This window comes from Ningiella ruwaisensis, from assembly GCF_004798935.1.
Lineage (GTDB): Bacteria > Pseudomonadota > Gammaproteobacteria > Enterobacterales > Alteromonadaceae > Glaciecola > Glaciecola ruwaisensis.
On sequence record NZ_RAHT01000005.1, the window covers coordinates 272,256 to 291,651 of the forward strand.

Below are 19,396 nucleotides of genomic sequence, written 5' to 3' on the forward strand. Positions count from 1 at the left end.
AAAAAATATATTAACTGCGCTTTACTCGCACCACTTTCATAAACTCAAAATTGATACCTGCGACCTCGTCTTTGCTTGCATAATAGGTTAAGTTGACCCTAGCGCCCTGTAAAGACTGGTATTGTTTTTTGCGTTTGTACTTAAATGCTACATCGTAACCTTCAATCATCAAGGTATTTAAAAACCAATCACCATCGTCTCGTTGGACATGAGAAATAACTTTCATTTCTTCACTATGAATGAGGTTTTGGTGCTTTTCGAGTAGTTTTTTAGGTGATGATTTAGGCATAGTATTGTCGTGTTGCAAAAACGTCTTTAGTTTAACACAGCCCTCTTAAGATTCGCTTGTCCATTCATTATTGGCCACATATTTGAACAATAATCGTGCTTTGCAAAGTGGGTAAAAGCTTTTCGGTCGGCATGGACTTGCCTCTTACTTGTACTTTTTGTAGTTTGTCATTAATTGTCCTTATAAACACGTCAGTGAACTCTTATATAGGTCAGCATCGAGGTAACAACGAGAAAGCGATTAAGTGATTACCAATCATATATTTTTCGCTTTTCTATCTAGATTCTGCGAAAGTTTTCATTAGACTGTTGCCATCTATTAAAACAAAAGGATGTTTCGCAGTATGATTAAAAGTATTATCAAATGGATGTTTATTGGTTTTGTTGCATTAACTGCGCTCGGTATGTGTGTGTCTTACAATGCTGGCAGTGGAGTTCAGCAGCGCTTTCTAGAGAATAAGATCTCTATTAAACAAGGTATTACGGACAAAATAGAGGCAGAGAAATTTAGCTTGGCTCTAGACGATATTGAGATGTACAAAGCGTATGATGAGGAGTTGCAGGCGCTTTATCCGCAGATCAAAGAGAAGGTTCTGATCGCCGAATTAAAGGCTATTCCAGTGGCAAATACCTCGGGGAATTTGAGCCGATATGAAGAATTGGCGTCGCTGTTCCCAGATAATGTTACTTACAAAGAAAAGTTGGCTTTTTATCGGCAGCAAACTGAGAGAGAAAAAATATTATCGAAGGTTGAAGGGGAAAAGCGCATAGCTGAGAAAAAGGCGGCTACTCCTAACCCACTCGGCTGGCGGTATTTCTCTAGTAAGGACAAGATGACCGGAGAAGAGTCTCATTTTATTAGCTCTGCTAGTACCGGTTCGATGAAGCCTATGGATTTTCCTTATACAGATGTGACAAGTTGGATTGGTATTGGTTGTAAGGCAGGAGAACTGTGGTCGTATTTTGGTTTTTCAGAAGCGCCCAATTTGACGGGAGATAAGACTGAAGACGGGTATTCTACCTCTGAGTCTAGATTGAGGGTCGGCGAAACATTGGGCAGCGTGCGCTTGTCGCAGACTTGGGGAGATAGGTTTTTGAATGTGTTTAACGACACAGCGTTTATCAATAGTCTGTCTGGTGTAGATGATGTCATGTTAGAGTTAAGCTGGCATGGGAACGGTAAAGTGCACTACAAGTATCTCATGATAGACTTTGAAAAGCGTTTGGTTGAGCTTAAAGAAAAGTGCTCGGCATAGTATCCTTCTGTTAGTAATTTAGAAAGGGTTAGTTACGATCGCATAGATAGGTTTTTGCTTAAATTGGGTGGTTTTAGTTATTACCACGGTGGTGGCGCTAAGTTTTTATGTGGTTCCGATATTCCGTGGGAGCGCGGTGGTCAATTTGATAGGAGCTATAGTGACGTTTAGTGTGTTACCACTCTTTTTCCAGAATGTTGTACTTTCTTTGTTTGATGGCATAAGGGAAAAGGTCACCGTCACTTTAGGCTGTTTAGTGGACGCTTTTGTAGCGAGCCTGCTCATCGCGTTTTTGAGTTGTTACAAGGCGTCGTAGTTGGCGTCTTATTTTAATATCTTATTCAGTAGATGATGATTTCAGAGCTGAGTTATTATTTGGTGAGAATTAAAGTACCCATGCTCCGACTCAGTGTAACTATCTCCTAAAATGTTACAGCAACCGTTGATTTTCGTGACTTTGAGTTATTGAGAATGGGTTACAGCCCTCAGCAAATTTTAAGATTTAACTCGTCTGTTATTTCAAATCTTCATTAAAATTTTCAATTAAAGTGCAACTATGCCTTTACTGCACTATTTGAATCTAACTTCATGTTTCAATTATGGTAGCCTTAATTAATTAAACCGTAGTCGCCAACTAACTCGCGATCTACCAGTTTGAAATTTTCTAGCTTTAGCTCTTTCCAATGAGTTTCTGGAATGTGTTCCATAAGTATGATTTGAAACCCTCCTAAACCATTCATAGTATTCACAAAGCGATTAATTTCTATCAAAGCAGTATCCAAGCTTTCTCTATCATCCTTTGTCTCCCCACTGTATGGTGTGCTCACTTGATCAAGTACTAGAAAAGAAGGCATCCAACTCACCAAGTTCCTTTTGGCTGTTTCATGAATAGCCATAAAGTAGGCAAGATGAACATAAAGATAGTTTGAGGCACTGCCTATATCTTCCATCTTTTCCACTGACCTACCTTCGTCTAAAATTAGATTAATTGCTTTCTGTTTTTCAATGAAAACAGCTTCTGAATTTTCATAACCTTTAAGCTGTAAGTTATCTAGATGCCCATTTATCAACCTGTTGAGTTGTCCGAAAATAAATTCTTTCCTAGAATCAATATCTGAAGCACTGCCTTCTAGCTCTGTAATTTGAGAATCCAATTTGCTTAATTTATCACTGTAATCCAAGGGTGTCGTTTTATCAGAATAGATAGACAGCTTTGCATCCAAGTTACCCTGATATTTATATATTTTTTCCGGTGTAGCCACATTCCTAGAATTAATCTTTAAGGAACTAATCTTACTATCGATTTGACTTAATTCATTTTGTAATTGTTTACTTTTCTCTTTGATATCAACAAATAACAAGGATGTTTCATTTTGCTTCCAGCTTGTTTGAACAGCAATCAGAGACTTTTCTAGTTCTAAAAGTAATTTGTTTGTGTTTGTTCCCGGCAAAAGCTCTTTGTAATTATTAAGCAAAAAGTTAATCGAGGTTAATGACTCATCGCCCTCTTTCAAGTGCTTTTGGTACGACTTATATTCTTCATTGAAGGAAGCATAACGCCTCAACTTATTGCTTAACTTGAACTTTTCGTTTTCCAAAGCTGCAAGTTCGTCGATCAAACTGGTAAAAGACTCTATTGGCTTTTCAGCAATTGCCTTTAGTAATTCCAAGGATTCTACTGGATCGTCTATTTTACTGTTAAACAAGCCCAGCTCTTCAGCCTCATCCTTCAATGCTATTATATCTTCTTCAAATTCAAGTCTTTTGCCAGCAATAGAATCAATTCTCCGCTCAAGGCTTTCTTTTTGAGTTTTTAGCTTTTCTAATCTCTCGCTAACAATTGCACCTTCTGCGTCAACAACACCGATAGCCATACGGAAGACTCTTTCTATGCGCTCAACTAACTTCTGATCCGCGGGACGAATATATAAATAATCAGGTGAAACTAGGGCTGTTTGATCTTGATAACAAAAAGGCAGAAAACTCCTAAATGAAATCTTAGAACCAGCTTTAATAGTTCTTCCACCATAAGGAACTTTCAAGTCACTGTTTAGACCCAGCTCTCTGTCTATCAATGATTTGATATTTTTTTGCGACATGTTGTTTACGGGATTCTCTGGAATTTCACCCGAACCACTAAAATAGGCTGAACTTGTATCTTCTTTATGAGCAGCAGGTCTGCAAATAGTTACCAAACCCTCTTTAGTGTAAAGCCTAACTCCATACCATTCAGATTTTTTGTCTATGTTTTCTTTCGAGATTCCTTTAGCCGAAGATGCCATAAGACAATAGTCAATTAAATAAAGTATCGATGACTTCCCTTTACCGGAGTCTCCGGTTATTACGTTTACTGCATTCTTATTGAATTTTAGGTTTCTTACTTTTCCGTTTTTTTGCCAAATCAGGACGTTAGCGATTTGAAAGCTCATATTTTTATCCGTAGTAATGAATACAAAGTAGCGCTCGGCTCTTCAATAAAGCGAGCTGCATTAGCAGATGCTAAAGCAATATCTGAATATGTTTTGTTAATCGAACTTGCTGAATCTAAAACAGGGTCCCTACAAGTTAAATGGCCTTCATCTAACTCAAACAATCCGACTTCTATGCCCATTAGCACAGCATTAGTGGTTGTTATTAAAAGATCCCTATACTTCTCGTTAAACCCAACAAAAATTTCAGATTTAGATGTAACGGTATCTTGTACAGAAATTATTTTCGTATCCTTGCGCTTAAAATAGTTTCTAACCTTTTTATCAAATAATAATGGAGGTATTAGAAAAACTTTTTCTAAATCAACAGAGCCATATGTTGAAACAAAATTTTGTATACAGAGAATGCAAAGAGCCTCATTTTTGAATAAGTTAATCACTCTTAACTTCCTTGTACTTTTTTTTCCAATCTTGTCGCCAACCTAGTTTATTCTTGTCAGACAACTCTATCGATTTCCCTTCAATAAGTCCTTTCGCTACATTCGAGTTAGATACAATAATGGATTGATCGATTGTTTTATATAAACATGACTTTGCAAGGAGAGCATGGCCGTCTTCGTCTGCGAATGTCTGCAAATAATTTTGTCGAAAAATGTTCTTCCAGCCCTGTATCATTTCACTTTCAAAAGTTGTGTTTTCAGAATCAGTGAACTCACCGTCCAAAACCAAAGTTTGAATAAACATGCTGCTCGCAGCATATTGGAGAGCGAAGTCCGTTATTTCGTCCTCGTCAATACCAATGTCAGCTAACATCTTGCTGAATAGACCGTCTTTGGGATCAATTTTGTTTATGTTCTTAAAGCTATGATAGCGACCAAAATCAATTTTTCGATCTCCAGCAAGCCTCATAATTCGGTCAAATTGAAAACTATTTCTGAAAGTTTCATAATCTATATTTAACCGTTTTCTATCTTTTATCAATTCAAACTTTTTTACTTTATAGGCTCCTAAAACCTCATATAAAACCTTTTCCGATTGAGATTGCGGAATCGCAAAATATTCTAGCTTTCTGCGAAGCCTAGAAATTATTTTATCGTAGTCGAATACAAAATTTATATTTTCAAAAACACTACGTAATTCAGATTCCGAACATGAATTAAGGTGGTCAACGTATTTTTTTATCGGATTGTTGTTGGAACCTTTTTCTTTTTTTAACTGTGCGGCATCAAGCTTTGCCCTTAGTGAAGGTAAAGTTTGTAGAATTTCATCTATTTTCATGGGGGTTGAAATTAGATTCTGAACGATCCCAGCTTCAGTTGTAGGCTTCTTGTTTGTATAAAAAGTGAATCTAAGTCTCTTTCCCGTTAATTCATTGAAGGCATTAAGCCAGTTGCTGAGTGTTTTCCAAAGATCTAAATCGCTATTAGTTAGAGTTCCATTCTCTGATATCGAGTGCTTCACTTGAACTAAATAGTTTGAACCATCTATTCTTTCGTGATGAACATCGTCTAAGACCTCAAGACCAACGATTTCTCCTTGTTTCATGTCGATGAGATATTCTAAACAGACCAAATCTTGATAATCAAACCCTATCTGTTTCGAATCAGCGGATACACTTTCAAAATAATTCACTGATTTAACACTCCATAATCGCTCAGCGTCCGTTCTAATAGATAGAAACTACCGTTTGCTCAAAAAACTCGCTCTAATTTTAACCACTATCGTTGCTTAACAATAGATCAATTACACTAAACGTAATTATCTACAAATAAAATTACAACTTTATCTATATATATCAAAACCATATCACTTCTGCGGTTTTAAATAAACACATCGTGCTCCACACAACGGCACAATCGAGTAGGGTGAGGCGTCACCGCCTCATCCCTCTCACAGAACCGTACGTACGGACCTCGTATACGGCTCCTGTACATGATTGTAGAGTGTAAACTCTAATAAACTACCGAGCAAAGCAACTGGGTAAATCATATAACCCATTCTCTTCGAACTCACCTTATTCATTGTCTGCTCGACAGTCACTAATCATTAAGAGAGCTAAGACATACTGCTTGAGCGTGCTAGGAACATTTGCGTTCCAATCTACTCCAACGTTTATGTATGACCGCGTGATCGGCTCTTATCTCCAGTCAACTTGCTCCCAAATTACCAGTGATAAGATGTCCCTGCGACTACGCAGGCTTGTGATCCTCTTAACGTCAATTGTCTGCTTCACAGACCACTTTCATGTACTTCACGCCTTCGCAGTAAATGTAGGCTTTTGACCAACATCTACCCCATCAAACCTCATGTTGATGGTCAATCCAGTTTTATCCTCCACACCATTACTGGCTTTCATCGGCCTGGCCTTACTCACTACTACGGGCTCATCTGCCACCCCACACCGACAACGCATCTTGAGTTTCCTCTTGAGTACGCGCCACTTACTTAACATAAGTTTAGATGCCGGGCTTCCCCAGTTACTGCACTGACTCCCTGTTAGCTATGCCACCCTCAAACACACAATGAAATTGATTGAGTATTGGACGTCACGCTATTTTGCACGCTTATCCTCTCATTGCGCCGAAACAGGTTCGCTTACGCTGTGTATCGCTAACTTCCTATGGCTTCCTTCACACCCCACCGTTAGCCAGTGACGCGCTTGCCATTCGGATTATCTTCCCCTCAATCGGGGTGATGCAGACATCTACTGTCCTGCTGGGTTTGCCAGCTTCGCTGGGCAAACAAAAAAGGCGAACCATCTCCGGTTCGCCTTTTTCTCATCTATGCGTTCACAATTTTAATTGCATTCACAAACTTAATTGTCGCATTCACAATTTTAATTGCAGTTGGTCAGTGCCCCTCACATCTCCCGATAAGCATCCAAGTCCGGGCAGGAACAGATCAAATTCCTATCACCAAACACATCATCAATACGATTTACCGTTGGCCAGAATTTATCTTTGGCTACGGCAGGCACCGGGTATGCGGCGAGTTCTCTGCTGTAGCTTCTGTTCCAGTTAGCATCCACTATGTCTGCCAGGGTGTGCGGAGCGTTATGAAGAGGATTGTCAGTCGCATCCCACTCACCCGACTGCACCTTATCTATTTCGCCGCGTATGCAAATCATGGCTTCAATAAAGCGGTCTAGCTCGGCTTTTGCTTCTGATTCTGTCGGCTCTATCATAAGCGTGCCAGCAACCGGAAAACTCATCGTTGGTGCGTGAAATCCGTAGTCGTTTAAACGCTTGGCGACATCAAGTTCAGTCACGCCGCTGGCTTCTTTAAGGGGGCGCAAGTCAATAATACATTCGTGCGCAATACGGCCATTCATGCCCTTGTAAAGTATCGGGTAATGACCTTCGAGTTTTTTCGCCACGTAATTGGCGTTAAGCATTGCCACTTCCGTGGCTTTTCGTAAGCCCTCGCCGCCCATCATTTTGATGTACATGTAGCTAATTGGCAAAATCGAGGCGCTTCCCCATGGCGCTGCCGATACTGCGCCATTACTTCCTAAGTCATCTCCTGTTCCAGCTGCATTTAATTTTATTAAGCTGTGGCTTGGTAAAAACGGCGCAAGATGCGATTTCACGCCAATTGGTCCCATACCAGGGCCGCCGCCACCGTGAGGAATACAAAAGGTTTTGTGCAGGTTTAGGTGCGACACGTCAGAGCCAATCAGCCCCGGAGAGGTCACGCCAACTTGCGCGTTCATGTTGGCCCCGTCCATATACACTTGCCCGCCAAATTCATGAACAATGTTACAAATTTCGCGCACCGTTTCTTCATACACACCGTGTGTGGATGGGTAAGTGATCATTGCGCAGCTTAAGTTGTCTTTTACCTCTTCTGCTTTTGCACGCAAATCGGCTAAATCAACGTTACCTTTGTTGTCGCAATTTACCACTACCACTTTTAAGCTCACCATCTGTGCAGAAGCTGGGTTTGTGCCGTGTGCAGATTGTGGAATTAAACAAACGTTTCTGTGCCCTTCACCGCGGCTTTGGTGATAACGCTGAATAGCCAACAGGCCTGCATATTCGCCCTGTGCGCCTGAATTAGGTTGCATTGATAGCGCGTCATATCCGGTAATATTAATTAGCCAATCACTTAGCTCATCAATCATTTCTTTGTAACCTTGCGCCTGATTAAGCGGCGCAAAAGGATGAAGCTGACCAAACTCTGGCCACGTCACAGGTATCATTTCAGCGGTGGCATTAAGCTTCATGGTACATGAGCCTAAAGAGATCATGCTGTGGTTAAGGGCAAGGTCTTTATTTTCGAGCGATTTTATATAACGCAACATTTCTGTTTCGCTATGATATTTGTTAAATACTTCATGCGTTAAGTATTCACTGCTACGCGCTAAATCCGCAGGTATGGAATCGCTGCCGCTTTCAATCACTTCGCTGTCGAGTACCGCAACATCAAGTCCGTGAGAGCTACCTAAAAGCACATCAAACAAATCAGCGATATCTTTGCGAGTAGTGGTTTCATCAAGTGAAATACCCACTGCACCCTCAATGTCAATACGAAGGTTCATGCCCTTATCAAGCGCGGCCTTAAGTACCTCGTCTTTATTTTCAAGCTCTACGGTGAGGGTATCAAACCAGGTATCGTGTTTAAGCGACACACCTTTTTGCGTCAAGCCTCTGGCTAATATATCGGTAAAGCGATGTACGCGATGCGCAATCGCCGCCAAGCCTTGAGGGCCATGATAAACCGCATAAAAACTTGCCATATTTGCAAGCAATACCTGAGCGGTACAAATATTAGAGTTGGCCTTTTCACGGCGGATATGCTGTTCGCGAGTTTGTAGCGCCATTCGAAGCGCAGGACGTCCTCGTGTATCTTTACTCACACCAATAATACGCCCGGGAAGTGAGCGCTTGTAAGCATCGCGCGTGGCAAAAAACGCTGCGTGCGGGCCACCATATCCCATTGGCACACCAAATCGCTGTGCGCTACCTAAGGCAACATCGGCACCAAGCTCTCCAGGAGGGGTAAGCATGGTAAGGGCAAGTAAATCGGTTGCGACGGCAACAACTGCTTTGTTTTCTTGAAGTGCTGCAATCAAATCGCGTATATCGAGTATTTCACCGGTAGTGCTCGGATACTGCAGTAAAGCCCCAAATACATTGTGTTTAGTTGCCTCTTCTGCAGCCCCCACAATTAACTCAAAACCAAACATATCCGCGCGGGTTTGCAGCACATCAATCGTTTGAGGGTGAACGTGATCTGCTACAAAAAATGCATTCGCCTGTTTATTTTTTGAAACGCGCTTAGCAAGCGCCATTGCCTCAGCGGCTGCTGTAGCTTCATCTAGTAGGGAGGCAGATGCAAGGGGGAGTCCGGTTAAGTCGATAGTGGCTTGCTGGAAGTTTAATATGGCTTGCAAACGACCTTGTGCAATCTCTGGTTGATATGGCGTATAAGCTGTATACCAACCTGGATTTTCAAGTACGTTTCGTAAAATAACATTGGGCGTATGCGTATTGCTGTAACCCATCCCAATAAACGAACGATTAATAATGTTTTTTGAAGCAACTTTTTTAAGCTCTTTAAGCGCATCCACTTCTTTTTGCGCTTCACCCACGTTTAAGCCTTCTGGTAAATGAATATCTTTAGGCACAATTTGCTGCATCAGGTCGTCAAGAGAGCTTGCGCCAACCTCGGCTAGCATATCGGCAATTTCTTGTTTGCCGGGGCCGATATGGCGGCGAATAAACTCATTTTGATTTTCAAGCTCATTCAAACTGGCTGATGACAAAGCAAGATTAGGATGGGTAGCAACATTCATTTTAGATAGCCTTAAACAAATTTAGGTGGCAAAAAAGCGCAGCAAACATCGGCTTGCCGCTTTGAAATATATTAGTTGCTAGTGCCTCGGCACTAGGCTCTTCAGTCTTTTGAGAAGCGTATGCTTACTCTTCTTCTATCGACTGTTCGTAAGCTTCTGCATCAAGCAGATTTTCAATTTCGGATTCGTCTTCTGCTTTTATTTTAAACATCCAACCGTCGCCGTATGGATCAGAGTTCACAAGCTCTGGCGAGTCTTCCAGCTGTTCATTAATCTCTACAACTTCCCCTGTGATGGGGGCATAAATATCTGATGCAGCTTTAACCGATTCTGCTACCGCGCAATCATCCGCTTGAGCAACCGCATCGCCAACATCGGGTAAATCAACAAACACCATATCACCGAGCAAGTCTTGTGCGTGCTCAGTAATGCCCACAGTAAATACACCATCGCCTTCTGCACGCACCCATTCGTGAGTGCTTGCGTAACGTAATTCAGTTGGGATATTGCTCATAATTTTTCCTGTTTTATTGTCTATATTTAATTGTTGCCGCTTTGTAATCGCGTCTTACATTCAAAAGCTGTTAAAACAGCGCGCGAGATAAGCGATTTACAATACGCTTTTACCATTTCGCACAAAGCTTGGTTTCACAACCTGCACATCCACCCACTTTTTGCGCATTTCAACTTGCACGGTATTGCCATTAGCGGCGCCCTCACCTGCTGGCACTCTTGCCATCGCAATACTATGACCAAGTGTAGGAGAAAATGTACCCGATGTAACTTTTCCTTCGCCGTCTGGCGTTTTTACTGTTAGCCCGGCGCGCAATACACCTTTGTCTTTAAATACTAAACCAACGAGTTTGTCGGTACCTTGTGCTTTTTGTGCCTCGAGTGCTTTGCGGCCAACAAAATTACGATCACTTGGCTCCCAAGAAATCGTCCAGCCCATATTTGCGGCTAATGGTGATACGGTCTCATCCATATCTTGCCCATATAAGTTCATGCCCGCTTCGAGGCGAAGTGTGTCTCGTGCACCTAAACCGCATGGCTTTACGCCTGCATTTAATAGCTCATTCCAAAACTCAATGGCACGTTCACGCGGAACCATAATTTCGTAGCCGCTTTCGCCCGTGTAGCCCGTTGTGGCAATAAACAGGTCTTCTGCCTGAACGCCGAAGAACGGCTTCATACCGGCAACCGCTTCTTGCTGAGCGGCTGAAAATAGGCTTCCAGCTTTCTCTTTTGCCTGAGGACCTTGCACTGCGATCATGGCAAATTCGGTACGCTCTGTAATGACTACATCAAAACCATCGCTCACCTTGTTGAGCCAGTTGAGATCTTTTTCTTTTGTTGCAGAATTCACTACAAGGCGATAGTTGTTTTCATCAAAGTGATAAACAATCAAATCGTCTACTACGCCACCTGCCTCGTTTATCATACCGCTGTAAAGCGCTTTGCCCTTTTGCTCAAGCTTGGCAACGTCATTGGCCAGTAAATAGCGCAAATAATCTTTTGCTTGTGCGCCGGTCACGTCCACAATAGTCATGTGCGACACATCAAACATGCCTGCATCCTGACGAACAGCGTGGTGCTCTTCAATTTGTGAACCGTAATTAATCGGCATTTCCCAACCAAAAAAGTCGACCATTTTGGCTCCAGCGTCTAAATGCGCGGCATGCAGTGGCGTTTTGTTCATAGCAGTATTATGCGTCCTGTTGTATTGAATAAATTGAGTATAAAAAGCCCCAGTCATAAGCACAAATTAGAAATTTAAATCTATACATAAGTTTTTTAAATATAAAAAGTGTAGTAAATTTACATTTATTATATTTAGGTGGATTCAGAGGCCTAACATCGTTGTATTATTTATGACCGAAAGTATGACCGACGATGTTTAAAAGGGCATGTACAGCATGAAGCAACTATCTTTGGATAATCTTCGCACTTTTGTGCAGATTGTGGAGCTGGGCAGCTTTAACAAAGCCGGTGACATGCTTGGCCGCTCTCAGCCTGCAATAAGCTTGCAAATCAAGAAGCTGGAGAGCCAGTTAGGCAAAAAGTTATTTGATAAGGTAGGACAAAGTTATCAGGCGAACCGAGACGGTGAGTGGCTTTATCAGCAGGCCAAGCAAATGCTGGCCATAAACGATGATATTTTCAAGAATTTCAACGAACAGCAAACGCTCAGAGGAAGGCTTCGCTTTGGCATACCCAGTGAATTTGCCTCCACGCTTTTACCGAGTATTGTAGGCGAATTTTCAAATACCTATCCTGATGTATCGCTAGACGTAACGTCTTCGCTGTCACGCAATCTGCTTAGCAAGCAAAGTCGAAGCAATTTTGATTTGATTCTTGCGCTTGTTGAGGATAGCGCTTTAGCGCAAGGAAATGGTCGGGAAGGAGGTGCAGGGGAAGGAAAAGTTGAGGTTTTGCTTGAGGATGACTTAGTGTGGGCAGGTGACGCTAATCGAAAGTTACCTAAACAAACGCTGCCATTGGTACTTGCACCTGAAGGTTGTGTGTATCGAAGTCGTGTTATCAGTCAGTTAAAACAACAAACCCACGCCTGGAAAATTACTTACACAAATGCTGATTTATACGGACTCATCGCTGCCATCAAACAAGGCTTGGGGATAACAGCGCTTGCAAAAAGCAGCCTTCCTGCCGAATTAAGCGTAATTAAAGACCCTCGCCTCCCTGTATTAGGTAAAATAAAAATTTGCCTTTTTGATCAAGATACGCAGCATCCGCAAGTAAGTAAAACCTTGATCGAGTATATTCGTTCACGAGTAAAATAAATTGTCAAATTTATGTAATAAATACCAAAGTTTTATTAACAAATGATAAAGCTAGTAGTAAACTGGTCTGACAATAAAAAGAGCGTAATACCATGTACAAAACTAATTACTCGCAACTGGCGCGTCTAATGCGCTTTTTTGTTTTGCTCGTCTTGATCGCACTCATGTTGGGCATTTTTGCCGTGGCGGCGCCAGGTGAATCAGCTCCAAAACGCACCGATTCTGAAGGAAGCGGACCGCACGAACGATTAATTCTGCGCGGTGTTAACCTGATCAATGGTGAAGGTGCACCTGTTCGTGGCCCGCTTGATATTGTGATTGAAAAAAATCGCATTACCAACATTGTTAGCGTAGGACACCCCGGTGTCCCGATTAAAGAACAAGGCCGACCAGAAGCTGGCCCAAATGACGTAGAAATGGATTTAGATGGCCATTATGTGTTGCCTGGCTTTGTTGACATGCACGGTCATATCGGCGGCTCTGCCGACAATATCCCGGCAGAATACGTGTTTAAACTTTGGTTAGGGCACGGCATTACAACCGTGCGTGAGCCTGGCAGTTTTAACGGACTAGACTGGGTGCTTGACCATGTTGAGCGAAGTCGAGCCAATACCATTGTCGCTCCTCGAATTATTCCCTACTTGGGATTTGGAATGGGCGCTGAGGCGCCCATTTTTACGCCTGAGCAAGCGCGAAAATGGGTTAAGCAGGCCAAAAAAGAAGGTGCAAAAGGGATTAAATTTTTTGGTGCAACGCCTAAAGTGATGCAAGCGGCCCTTGACGAGGCAAAAAAGCAAGGTCTTGGCACGATGATGCATCATGCCCAGCTCAACGTAATGAGCATGAACGTGCTGGATTCTGCCCGTTTAGGTTTAACAACAATGGAGCATTGGTACGGCTTGCCCGAAGCAATGTTTGAAGACCGCGTCATTCAGGATTATCCGGCAAGCTACAACTACAACAACGAACAAGACCGATTTGCAGAGGCTGGCAAGTTATGGGCACAGGCCGCACCTCCGGGTAGCGAAAAATGGAACAAGGTACGCAATGAGTTGATTGACTTGGATTTTACGATCAACCCAACCATGACAATTTACCAGGCCAGCCGGGATTTAATGCGCGAACGAAACGCCGATTGGCACGAAGAATATACGCTACCTACCCTGTGGGACTTTTTTAAACCCAGTCGTTATGCACACGGCTCCTACTGGTTTGACTGGACGACCTCAGAAGAAATTGCCTGGAAAGAAAATTTCAGGCTATGGATGCAGTTTTTAAACGATTATAAAAATCACGGCGGCCGCGTGACAACCGGCTCAGACTCTGGCTACATATATAAAATCTATGGTTTTGGCTACATTAGTGAACTTGAGCTACTGCAAGAAGCTGGATTTAACCCATATGAAGTGGTGCAGGCAGCAACACTCAACGGTGCACAGGCTTTAGGTATGGATGATGAGATTGGCTCGGTCAGTATTGGCAAACTGGCAGATTTAGTCATTGTTGAGCAAAACCCTTTGCAAAACTTCAAGTTGCTTTACGGTACCGGCCACTATCGACTAAATGATGATAACGAACCAACTCGGGTTGGCGGTGTGAAATATACCATTAAAGACGGAATAGTCTACGATGCTAAAAAATTGCTAGAAGATGTCCGCGCAATTGTAGAACAGGCAAAGTCGGTCGAAGCAGAAGAATAAATCACTGCGCAGAATAGCAAACATCGTTATTCTGCGCGTGTTTACACTCTTTCTATCAAACGACTATCAAACGAATATTAAACAGCAATGCAATTCGCGATCACCGGATAATCATCTGCTGTCACACTATCATCCAATATCATTTTAATAAGTGTGCCTTCATTACCTTGCGTCCACCATATTATCCCGTCATTTTCACTTAATCCTTGCTCTGACGCATATTTTGCACCTGATGCCGCGCGCACCGAATACATCTCAATGCGCTGTCCTTGATACTGTAAAACCGCCGATTGTTTATCCGGGCTATTGATATATGTCACATCAAGAGTGCTTTGATTATCACATTGATAACTAAAGCGCTTACTTGTTTCATCAACACTCGGCATATTTTCAAAAGCGTCAAGCTGTTCTGTGTTTTCACTAACGGTGTCGTTTATAGCGTCACTTACGGTGGCGTTCGATGCGTCATCTTGCTGATTAGCTGGTGAACACGCCGCCAAACTAAGGGCGAGCACGCTAATCACCACGATGGGATAAGATACTTTTCTCATATTGGTTCCTTATTTTGCGTCATTGTGCGTCGCCCTGCGCTTGTCGTATAAAAAATTGTTTCACAGGACATAATTTATTTGCTGCAATAAGCCCGGCGTTGCGCGAAAGTTTTAGCAGCGGATTCGTTCCACTGAATAATCGTTTAAACCCTTCCATCGTTGCAATGACTTTTTGAGCCTGCGCCTTTCGCTTCCTCTCATACTTGCGTAATTGCCGTTTCGCATAAAACGGCTGATTCTGCGAGAGACTCTGCTTGATATTAGCGGCTAAATCAAGCGCATCGGAAATACCAAGATTCGCACCTTGTCCTGCAAGCGGATGAATGGTGTGAGCCGCATCTCCGATTAAAGCAAAGGACTGCCCAACCCAGTTGTGCACGTAACGCATTTTTAAGGGGTAGCTAAAGCGCTTTGTCACAAGTTCAAGCGGACCAAGCTGCATATCAATTGCAACGGCAAGCGCCTTACAAAATTCTTCATCAGATAAGGCATCTAGAGCCATGGCATTTTGCGTATCTTGCGAATAAACGATAGAGCATTGGTGAGGATCTGGGAGAGGTAAAAACGCAAGTGGTCCAAAAGGCGTGAAGGCTTGCCGGGCGGTATTGTTATGCGGCATCTGCGTTTTTACATTGCAGACAATAGCCGTATGATCATAATCCCAGAATGTCATTTTGCATCCCAGGGCCTGACGAACAAAAGAGTTTGCACCATCGGCGCCAATCAGAAGCTTGGCAACAATGATTTCGTTTGATGATAATCGCATTTGATAGCCAGCGTCTTCGCTTTGTGAGCTATCACCGGCATATTCAATTTCTTCGATTTGCTCACCCAGCACATAGTCAATATTACTTTCGCCTTTAACCATTAGATTTTCCATTGAATTTTGCGCCGTTGAATATAGTGCATCGACTAATATGTCATTTTCAACAATTGCCCCAAGTGCAGTTGTATCTGATAAGGCATCATCGCTTAAACTCTGGCTCTTTAGCTCATTAACATCAAAATCAATGCGTCCAAAACCGTCCTGTTCCCACACTTGCATGTGCGTATAGTCTTGCTTGCGCTTAATATTTTGCCAGGCTCCGCATGCTTTAAGCGTTTTTTGGCTAGCCAGGCTTATCGCACTAACCCGGGGAGCAAAGCTTTGAGGCTTTTGTTTAATTTCTGGTTCAAATGAAAGTGAGTCACTAGCATCAATGATAAGTATATTCAGGGGTGAATCCTTTAGCAGCAAGGCTAAGGTTTGTCCAACAATACCTGCGCCAATTACGGCAATATCGACCTGTCTGATTAGGCCGCGTTTTTTGCTTGTTCCTGCCCGTTTATTTACTTGTGTTGTCATCTTAGCCCCATGGCCCTTTGCGCAAATTTTGTTTTTATTGGTCCTAGCGTATTCATTAGCGCCAGTGCTTTATTTCGTCCCAGTACCAAAGGTAAATAGTGATTGGAAAATCCGCGTACCAGCGCATCGGTCGCATTGATCACTTCCCGTTTGTCTGCTTGGCGCATTTTGCGATAGTTTGCCAAGCGTTCATAGGCACCGGCGTCATCGTCTCGATGGGCCTTCGAGAGCAACATCGCTAAATCATGAATATCGCGTAAACCCAGATTAAACCCTTGCCCTGCGATAGGGTGCAGGCTTTGCGCCGCATTGCCCACACACACTACTCGATGACTCACAAAATCTTCCGCTCTTTTAAGAATTAATGGATAGGAATAGCGGGTTGTGCACGCGGTAAATTTCCCGAGTCGCGTACCAAATAAATTTCCCAGCTCGCCTAAAAACTGTCTATCGTCTAACGCTAAGATATGCTCTGCTTTATCTGCTGACGTTGTCCAGACAAGCGACATCAGCTTGCCACGCTCTGAGGCGCTTAAGCCATCATCACTCATTGGCAATAGCGCGATGGGACCATATTTGCTAAATCTTTCAAATGCACGATCTTGATGAGGCAATTGTACACTGACATTGCTAATCACCGCGCTTTGTCCGTAATCATCACCAAGCATGGGTATACCGAGCATTTCACGTGTGCTAGACGATGCGCCTTCGGCAACGACCAACAATTTTGCCTGGAGTCTGCGTTTGTCGGTGACTATGCTAACAGCATGTTGCGTTCGCGATATAGACTCAATTTTCTCTGGGGTGAAGTAGGGTATTTTCTGCGCTTGTAATTGCGCATAAAGTGATAAGCCCAAAGACTCTAAACGAATCACTTTGCCAAGCGCGTCTACCTTTTCGTCCTCTGCATTTAAGCTTACCTGGGCGAGGTGCTTTCTGTCTGACACATGAATATGCTTGATATCACCTGAGGCCAGAGCATCGATGTCAAAGTGCCAGGCTCGCAAAATCTGGATGGAGCGCTGCGCAAGGGCAATGACGCGCGCATCAAAACTTGGATGTAAGTCAGATTCACTGGGTGGATGACGCTCAATAACGGCTACCGAATAAGGCGTGAGACGACTGATCGCAAGCGCGGCAGCACAACCGGAAACGCCGCCACCGGCAATTAAAATGTCATAGCTTTCAGGCGCTTGAGTATCTGTCTCAGCTTTAGCCATTCCTATATCCTATCTTTAGGTCCCCTAACCTGCATTTTTTGCAATTGTGCGGACTTATCGTCAAGCGCGCTTCCCACGAGCGCCTCAATTTCGTCAATGGTTTTAGGTACCCCATTTGTCATAATTTCTATGCCATTTTCAGTAATGATAACGTCGTCTTCAATCCGAATGCCGATGCCGCGAAACTGCTTTGGCGCATCACTGTCTGCACTAATATACAAGCCAGGTTCTACCGTTATCACCACCCCTGGCTCAAGGGGAATATCCATATTTTTGTGTTTATAGCGGCCAACGTCGTGCACATCAAGACCTAAATAATGCCCTAATCCGTGCATGAAATAAGGTCGCCATGCTTCCTGCTCAATGAGTTCGTTGACCTTGCCATTTAAAATTTTTAAATCAACTAGCCCCGTCACGATGATTTTAACAGCAGCTTGCATCGCCTCGCCAATAGTGGCGCCAGGTTTAAGTACAGCTAAAGCAGCTAGCTGAGCATCTAATACAAGCTGATAAAGACTGCGCTGAGGCGGCGTAAATTGCCCATTTGCAGGAAAGGTTCGCGTAATATCACCTGCGTAAGATTGAAATTCAGCGCCTGCGTCAATTAAAATCAAATCACCATCTTGAATTTGGCTCTCGTTTTGAGTGTAGTGCAATATACAGGCATTCTCACCACTACCAACAATGGTGCCATAAGCAGGTGAGCGTGCGCCCTGCATCAAAAATTCGTGGTGCAATTCTGCCTCTAGCTGATACTCATACATATCAGGACGGGTGACTGACATCGCGCGTTTGTGGGCATCTGCAGAAATTTGCGCCGCCTTTCGCATCAGCTCAAGTTCACTTTCCGATTTTATTCGACGCATGTCGTGAAGCATGGGCGCCACATCAATAATACTTCGCGGTGCCACCATCGACTGTTTTGGAGCATTTTTGCATCGGGCAAGCGCTTTTTGTACAGCGGAATCAACATGAGGATATTTATCTAGCGTATAATAAAGGTGTTCGTGTCCGTTAATCAGTTCGGGCAAAAGTTCATCAAGCGTATCAATGCTATGAGCTTGATCGATTCCCAACGCTTTTGGTGCTGCCTCAACACCTAATCGTCTTCCATGCCATACTTCAGCGTGCGGATCTTTCGGTAACACAAACATCAAAGTCGCTGATGCTTCGGTTTCGTTAAGTTCCAACTGATTCGACAGGATTAAAAGCGCATCTGGCTCATTAAAGCCGGTCAAATACCAAAAGTCGCTGTCTTGTCGAAAAGGATATTCAGTGTCATTACTGCGCGTTTGTAAGCTGGCAGCGGGCACGATAATAATACTTGATGCATCACACTGCGATAATAAAGACTTACGTCGTGCTTGAAATTCAGATTTTGTGATCAATGGATTACCGGAGACTGTTGTTTGCTATCGAGCAAAGATTTGCCCAATTCGTTAAAACATAACATGGCGCTGATGCGCACATATTCAACGACTTCAAATAAGGCTTGCTCAGATTCTTCGTCATCGTTCATTTGCTCGTCCATTCTGGCGATTTGCGCAAAATCTTCCAAGGCTTCTTTAACATCGTCAGAGCACTTGCTTAAATCTGCTTGATAAAGCCCAAAGCCCAGCATGAAACCCTGTACCCAATGCGTGAGCGCTTGTCCACGTTCATTAATAGGTGAAGCATCATCAGGCAATAAAAGGCGAAGTGAAAAATCAGCCTCTATAAATTGCTGACAAATCTGGTTGTAAACATCCGTAAGCGCTTGCACAACTTCTTGAGGCAAGGCTTCGCCCTGGTTTATGGTCTCACTAAGGGCTTCCAGCCAGCTTTGATCATCGATATTCATGCCACCAGCAAGCATACCGCAAAGAATGCCGTGAACCTCCGCGCCGTCTACAACGATTTTATGCTGATTTAATGTATTTGAGAATGCTTCATAAGAAACTTGTGGATTAGACACATCATCTACCTGTTGTTGAATCTGTTGTAATCGTAGCAAAGGGACTGCTTAAATG

At 43.1% G+C, this 19,396-nt stretch carries 16 protein-coding genes; 3 read left to right on the forward strand and 13 right to left on the reverse strand.

The window, feature by feature from the left end; translation table 11 throughout:
* Positions 1–10 precede the first annotated feature (10 nt).
* Positions 11–289, reverse strand: a complete 279-nt coding sequence (locus D6V41_RS12190) for a hypothetical protein (RefSeq protein WP_136251799.1) — start codon at positions 287–289, stop codon at positions 11–13.
* Positions 290–632: 343 nt separating this feature from the next.
* Between D6V41_RS12190 and D6V41_RS12195 the strand changes: the two genes are divergently transcribed.
* Positions 633–1,544: a hypothetical protein gene (locus D6V41_RS12195; protein ID WP_136251800.1), complete on the forward strand. Its 912-nt coding sequence runs from the start codon at positions 633–635 to the stop codon at positions 1,542–1,544.
* Between the two features lie 608 nt (positions 1,545–2,152).
* Here D6V41_RS12195 and D6V41_RS12200 read toward each other — a convergent pair.
* The 7 genes from D6V41_RS12200 to gcvT all read right to left on the reverse strand — a co-directional run bounded on the left by D6V41_RS12200 (position 2,153) and on the right by gcvT (position 11,469).
* Complete coding sequence (locus tag D6V41_RS12200; RefSeq protein WP_136251801.1) at positions 2,153–3,973, reverse strand: DUF3732 domain-containing protein; 1,821 nt, start codon at positions 3,971–3,973, stop codon at positions 2,153–2,155.
* Positions 3,970–4,413, reverse strand: a complete 444-nt coding sequence (locus tag D6V41_RS12205) for a three component ABC system middle component (protein WP_136251802.1) — start codon at positions 4,411–4,413, stop codon at positions 3,970–3,972. Before D6V41_RS12205 ends, D6V41_RS12200 begins: the two co-directional genes overlap by 4 nt.
* The gene (locus D6V41_RS12210) at positions 4,406–5,605 is read right to left on the reverse strand and encodes a hypothetical protein (protein WP_136251803.1); all 1,200 of its coding nucleotides are present in this window, start codon (positions 5,603–5,605) and stop codon (positions 4,406–4,408) included. The genes D6V41_RS12205 and D6V41_RS12210 overlap by 8 nt, the downstream gene beginning before the upstream one ends.
* Positions 5,606–6,224: 619 nt before the next feature.
* Complete coding sequence (locus D6V41_RS18185; RefSeq protein WP_168711014.1) at positions 6,225–6,386, reverse strand: hypothetical protein; 162 nt, start codon at positions 6,384–6,386, stop codon at positions 6,225–6,227.
* A 447-nt stretch (positions 6,387–6,833) separates the two neighbouring features.
* Positions 6,834–9,770, reverse strand: coding sequence for an aminomethyl-transferring glycine dehydrogenase (gcvP, locus tag D6V41_RS12215; protein WP_136251804.1), 2,937 nt, complete (start codon positions 9,768–9,770; stop codon positions 6,834–6,836).
* 124 nt (positions 9,771–9,894) lie between these two features.
* Entirely contained in the window at positions 9,895–10,284 is a 390-nt protein-coding gene (gene gcvH, locus D6V41_RS12220) for a glycine cleavage system protein GcvH (RefSeq protein WP_136251805.1), read from the reverse strand.
* Between the two features lie 96 nt (positions 10,285–10,380).
* Positions 10,381–11,469, reverse strand: a complete 1,089-nt coding sequence (gene gcvT, locus D6V41_RS12225; protein WP_136251806.1) for a glycine cleavage system aminomethyltransferase GcvT — start codon at positions 11,467–11,469, stop codon at positions 10,381–10,383.
* A gap of 217 nt (positions 11,470–11,686) precedes the next feature.
* On the opposite strand from gcvT, the gene D6V41_RS12230 reads away from it, so the two are divergent.
* Positions 11,687–12,571 carry a LysR family transcriptional regulator gene (locus D6V41_RS12230; RefSeq protein ID WP_136251807.1) on the forward strand — a complete coding sequence of 295 codons (885 nt, stop codon included), beginning with the start codon at positions 11,687–11,689 and terminating at the stop codon, positions 12,569–12,571.
* Between the two features lie 128 nt (positions 12,572–12,699).
* Complete coding sequence (locus D6V41_RS12235; protein ID WP_136251897.1) at positions 12,700–14,271, forward strand: amidohydrolase family protein; 1,572 nt, start codon at positions 12,700–12,702, stop codon at positions 14,269–14,271.
* Between the two features lie 77 nt (positions 14,272–14,348).
* Here the strand turns inward: D6V41_RS12235 and D6V41_RS12240 are convergent, their stop codons facing one another.
* The 5 genes from D6V41_RS12240 to D6V41_RS12260 are packed head-to-tail and all read right to left on the reverse strand — an operon-like array spanning position 14,349 to position 19,341.
* Positions 14,349–14,822 (reverse strand): MliC family protein, encoded by a 474-nt coding sequence (locus D6V41_RS12240; RefSeq protein WP_136251808.1) that lies wholly within the window; start codon positions 14,820–14,822, stop codon positions 14,349–14,351.
* 19 nt (positions 14,823–14,841) lie between these two features.
* Entirely contained in the window at positions 14,842–16,167 is a 1,326-nt protein-coding gene (locus D6V41_RS12245; protein WP_136251809.1) for a UbiH/UbiF/VisC/COQ6 family ubiquinone biosynthesis hydroxylase, read from the reverse strand.
* Positions 16,164–17,387, reverse strand: a complete 1,224-nt coding sequence (gene ubiH / locus D6V41_RS12250) for a 2-octaprenyl-6-methoxyphenyl hydroxylase (protein WP_136251810.1) — start codon at positions 17,385–17,387, stop codon at positions 16,164–16,166. Before ubiH ends, D6V41_RS12245 begins: the two co-directional genes overlap by 4 nt.
* A gap of 2 nt (positions 17,388–17,389) precedes the next feature.
* Entirely contained in the window at positions 17,390–18,775 is a 1,386-nt protein-coding gene (gene pepP / locus D6V41_RS12255; RefSeq protein WP_136251811.1) for a Xaa-Pro aminopeptidase, read from the reverse strand.
* Positions 18,772–19,341: a UPF0149 family protein gene (locus tag D6V41_RS12260; protein WP_136251898.1), complete on the reverse strand. Its 570-nt coding sequence runs from the start codon at positions 19,339–19,341 to the stop codon at positions 18,772–18,774. Before D6V41_RS12260 ends, pepP begins: the two co-directional genes overlap by 4 nt.
* Positions 19,342–19,396 lie beyond the last annotated feature (55 nt).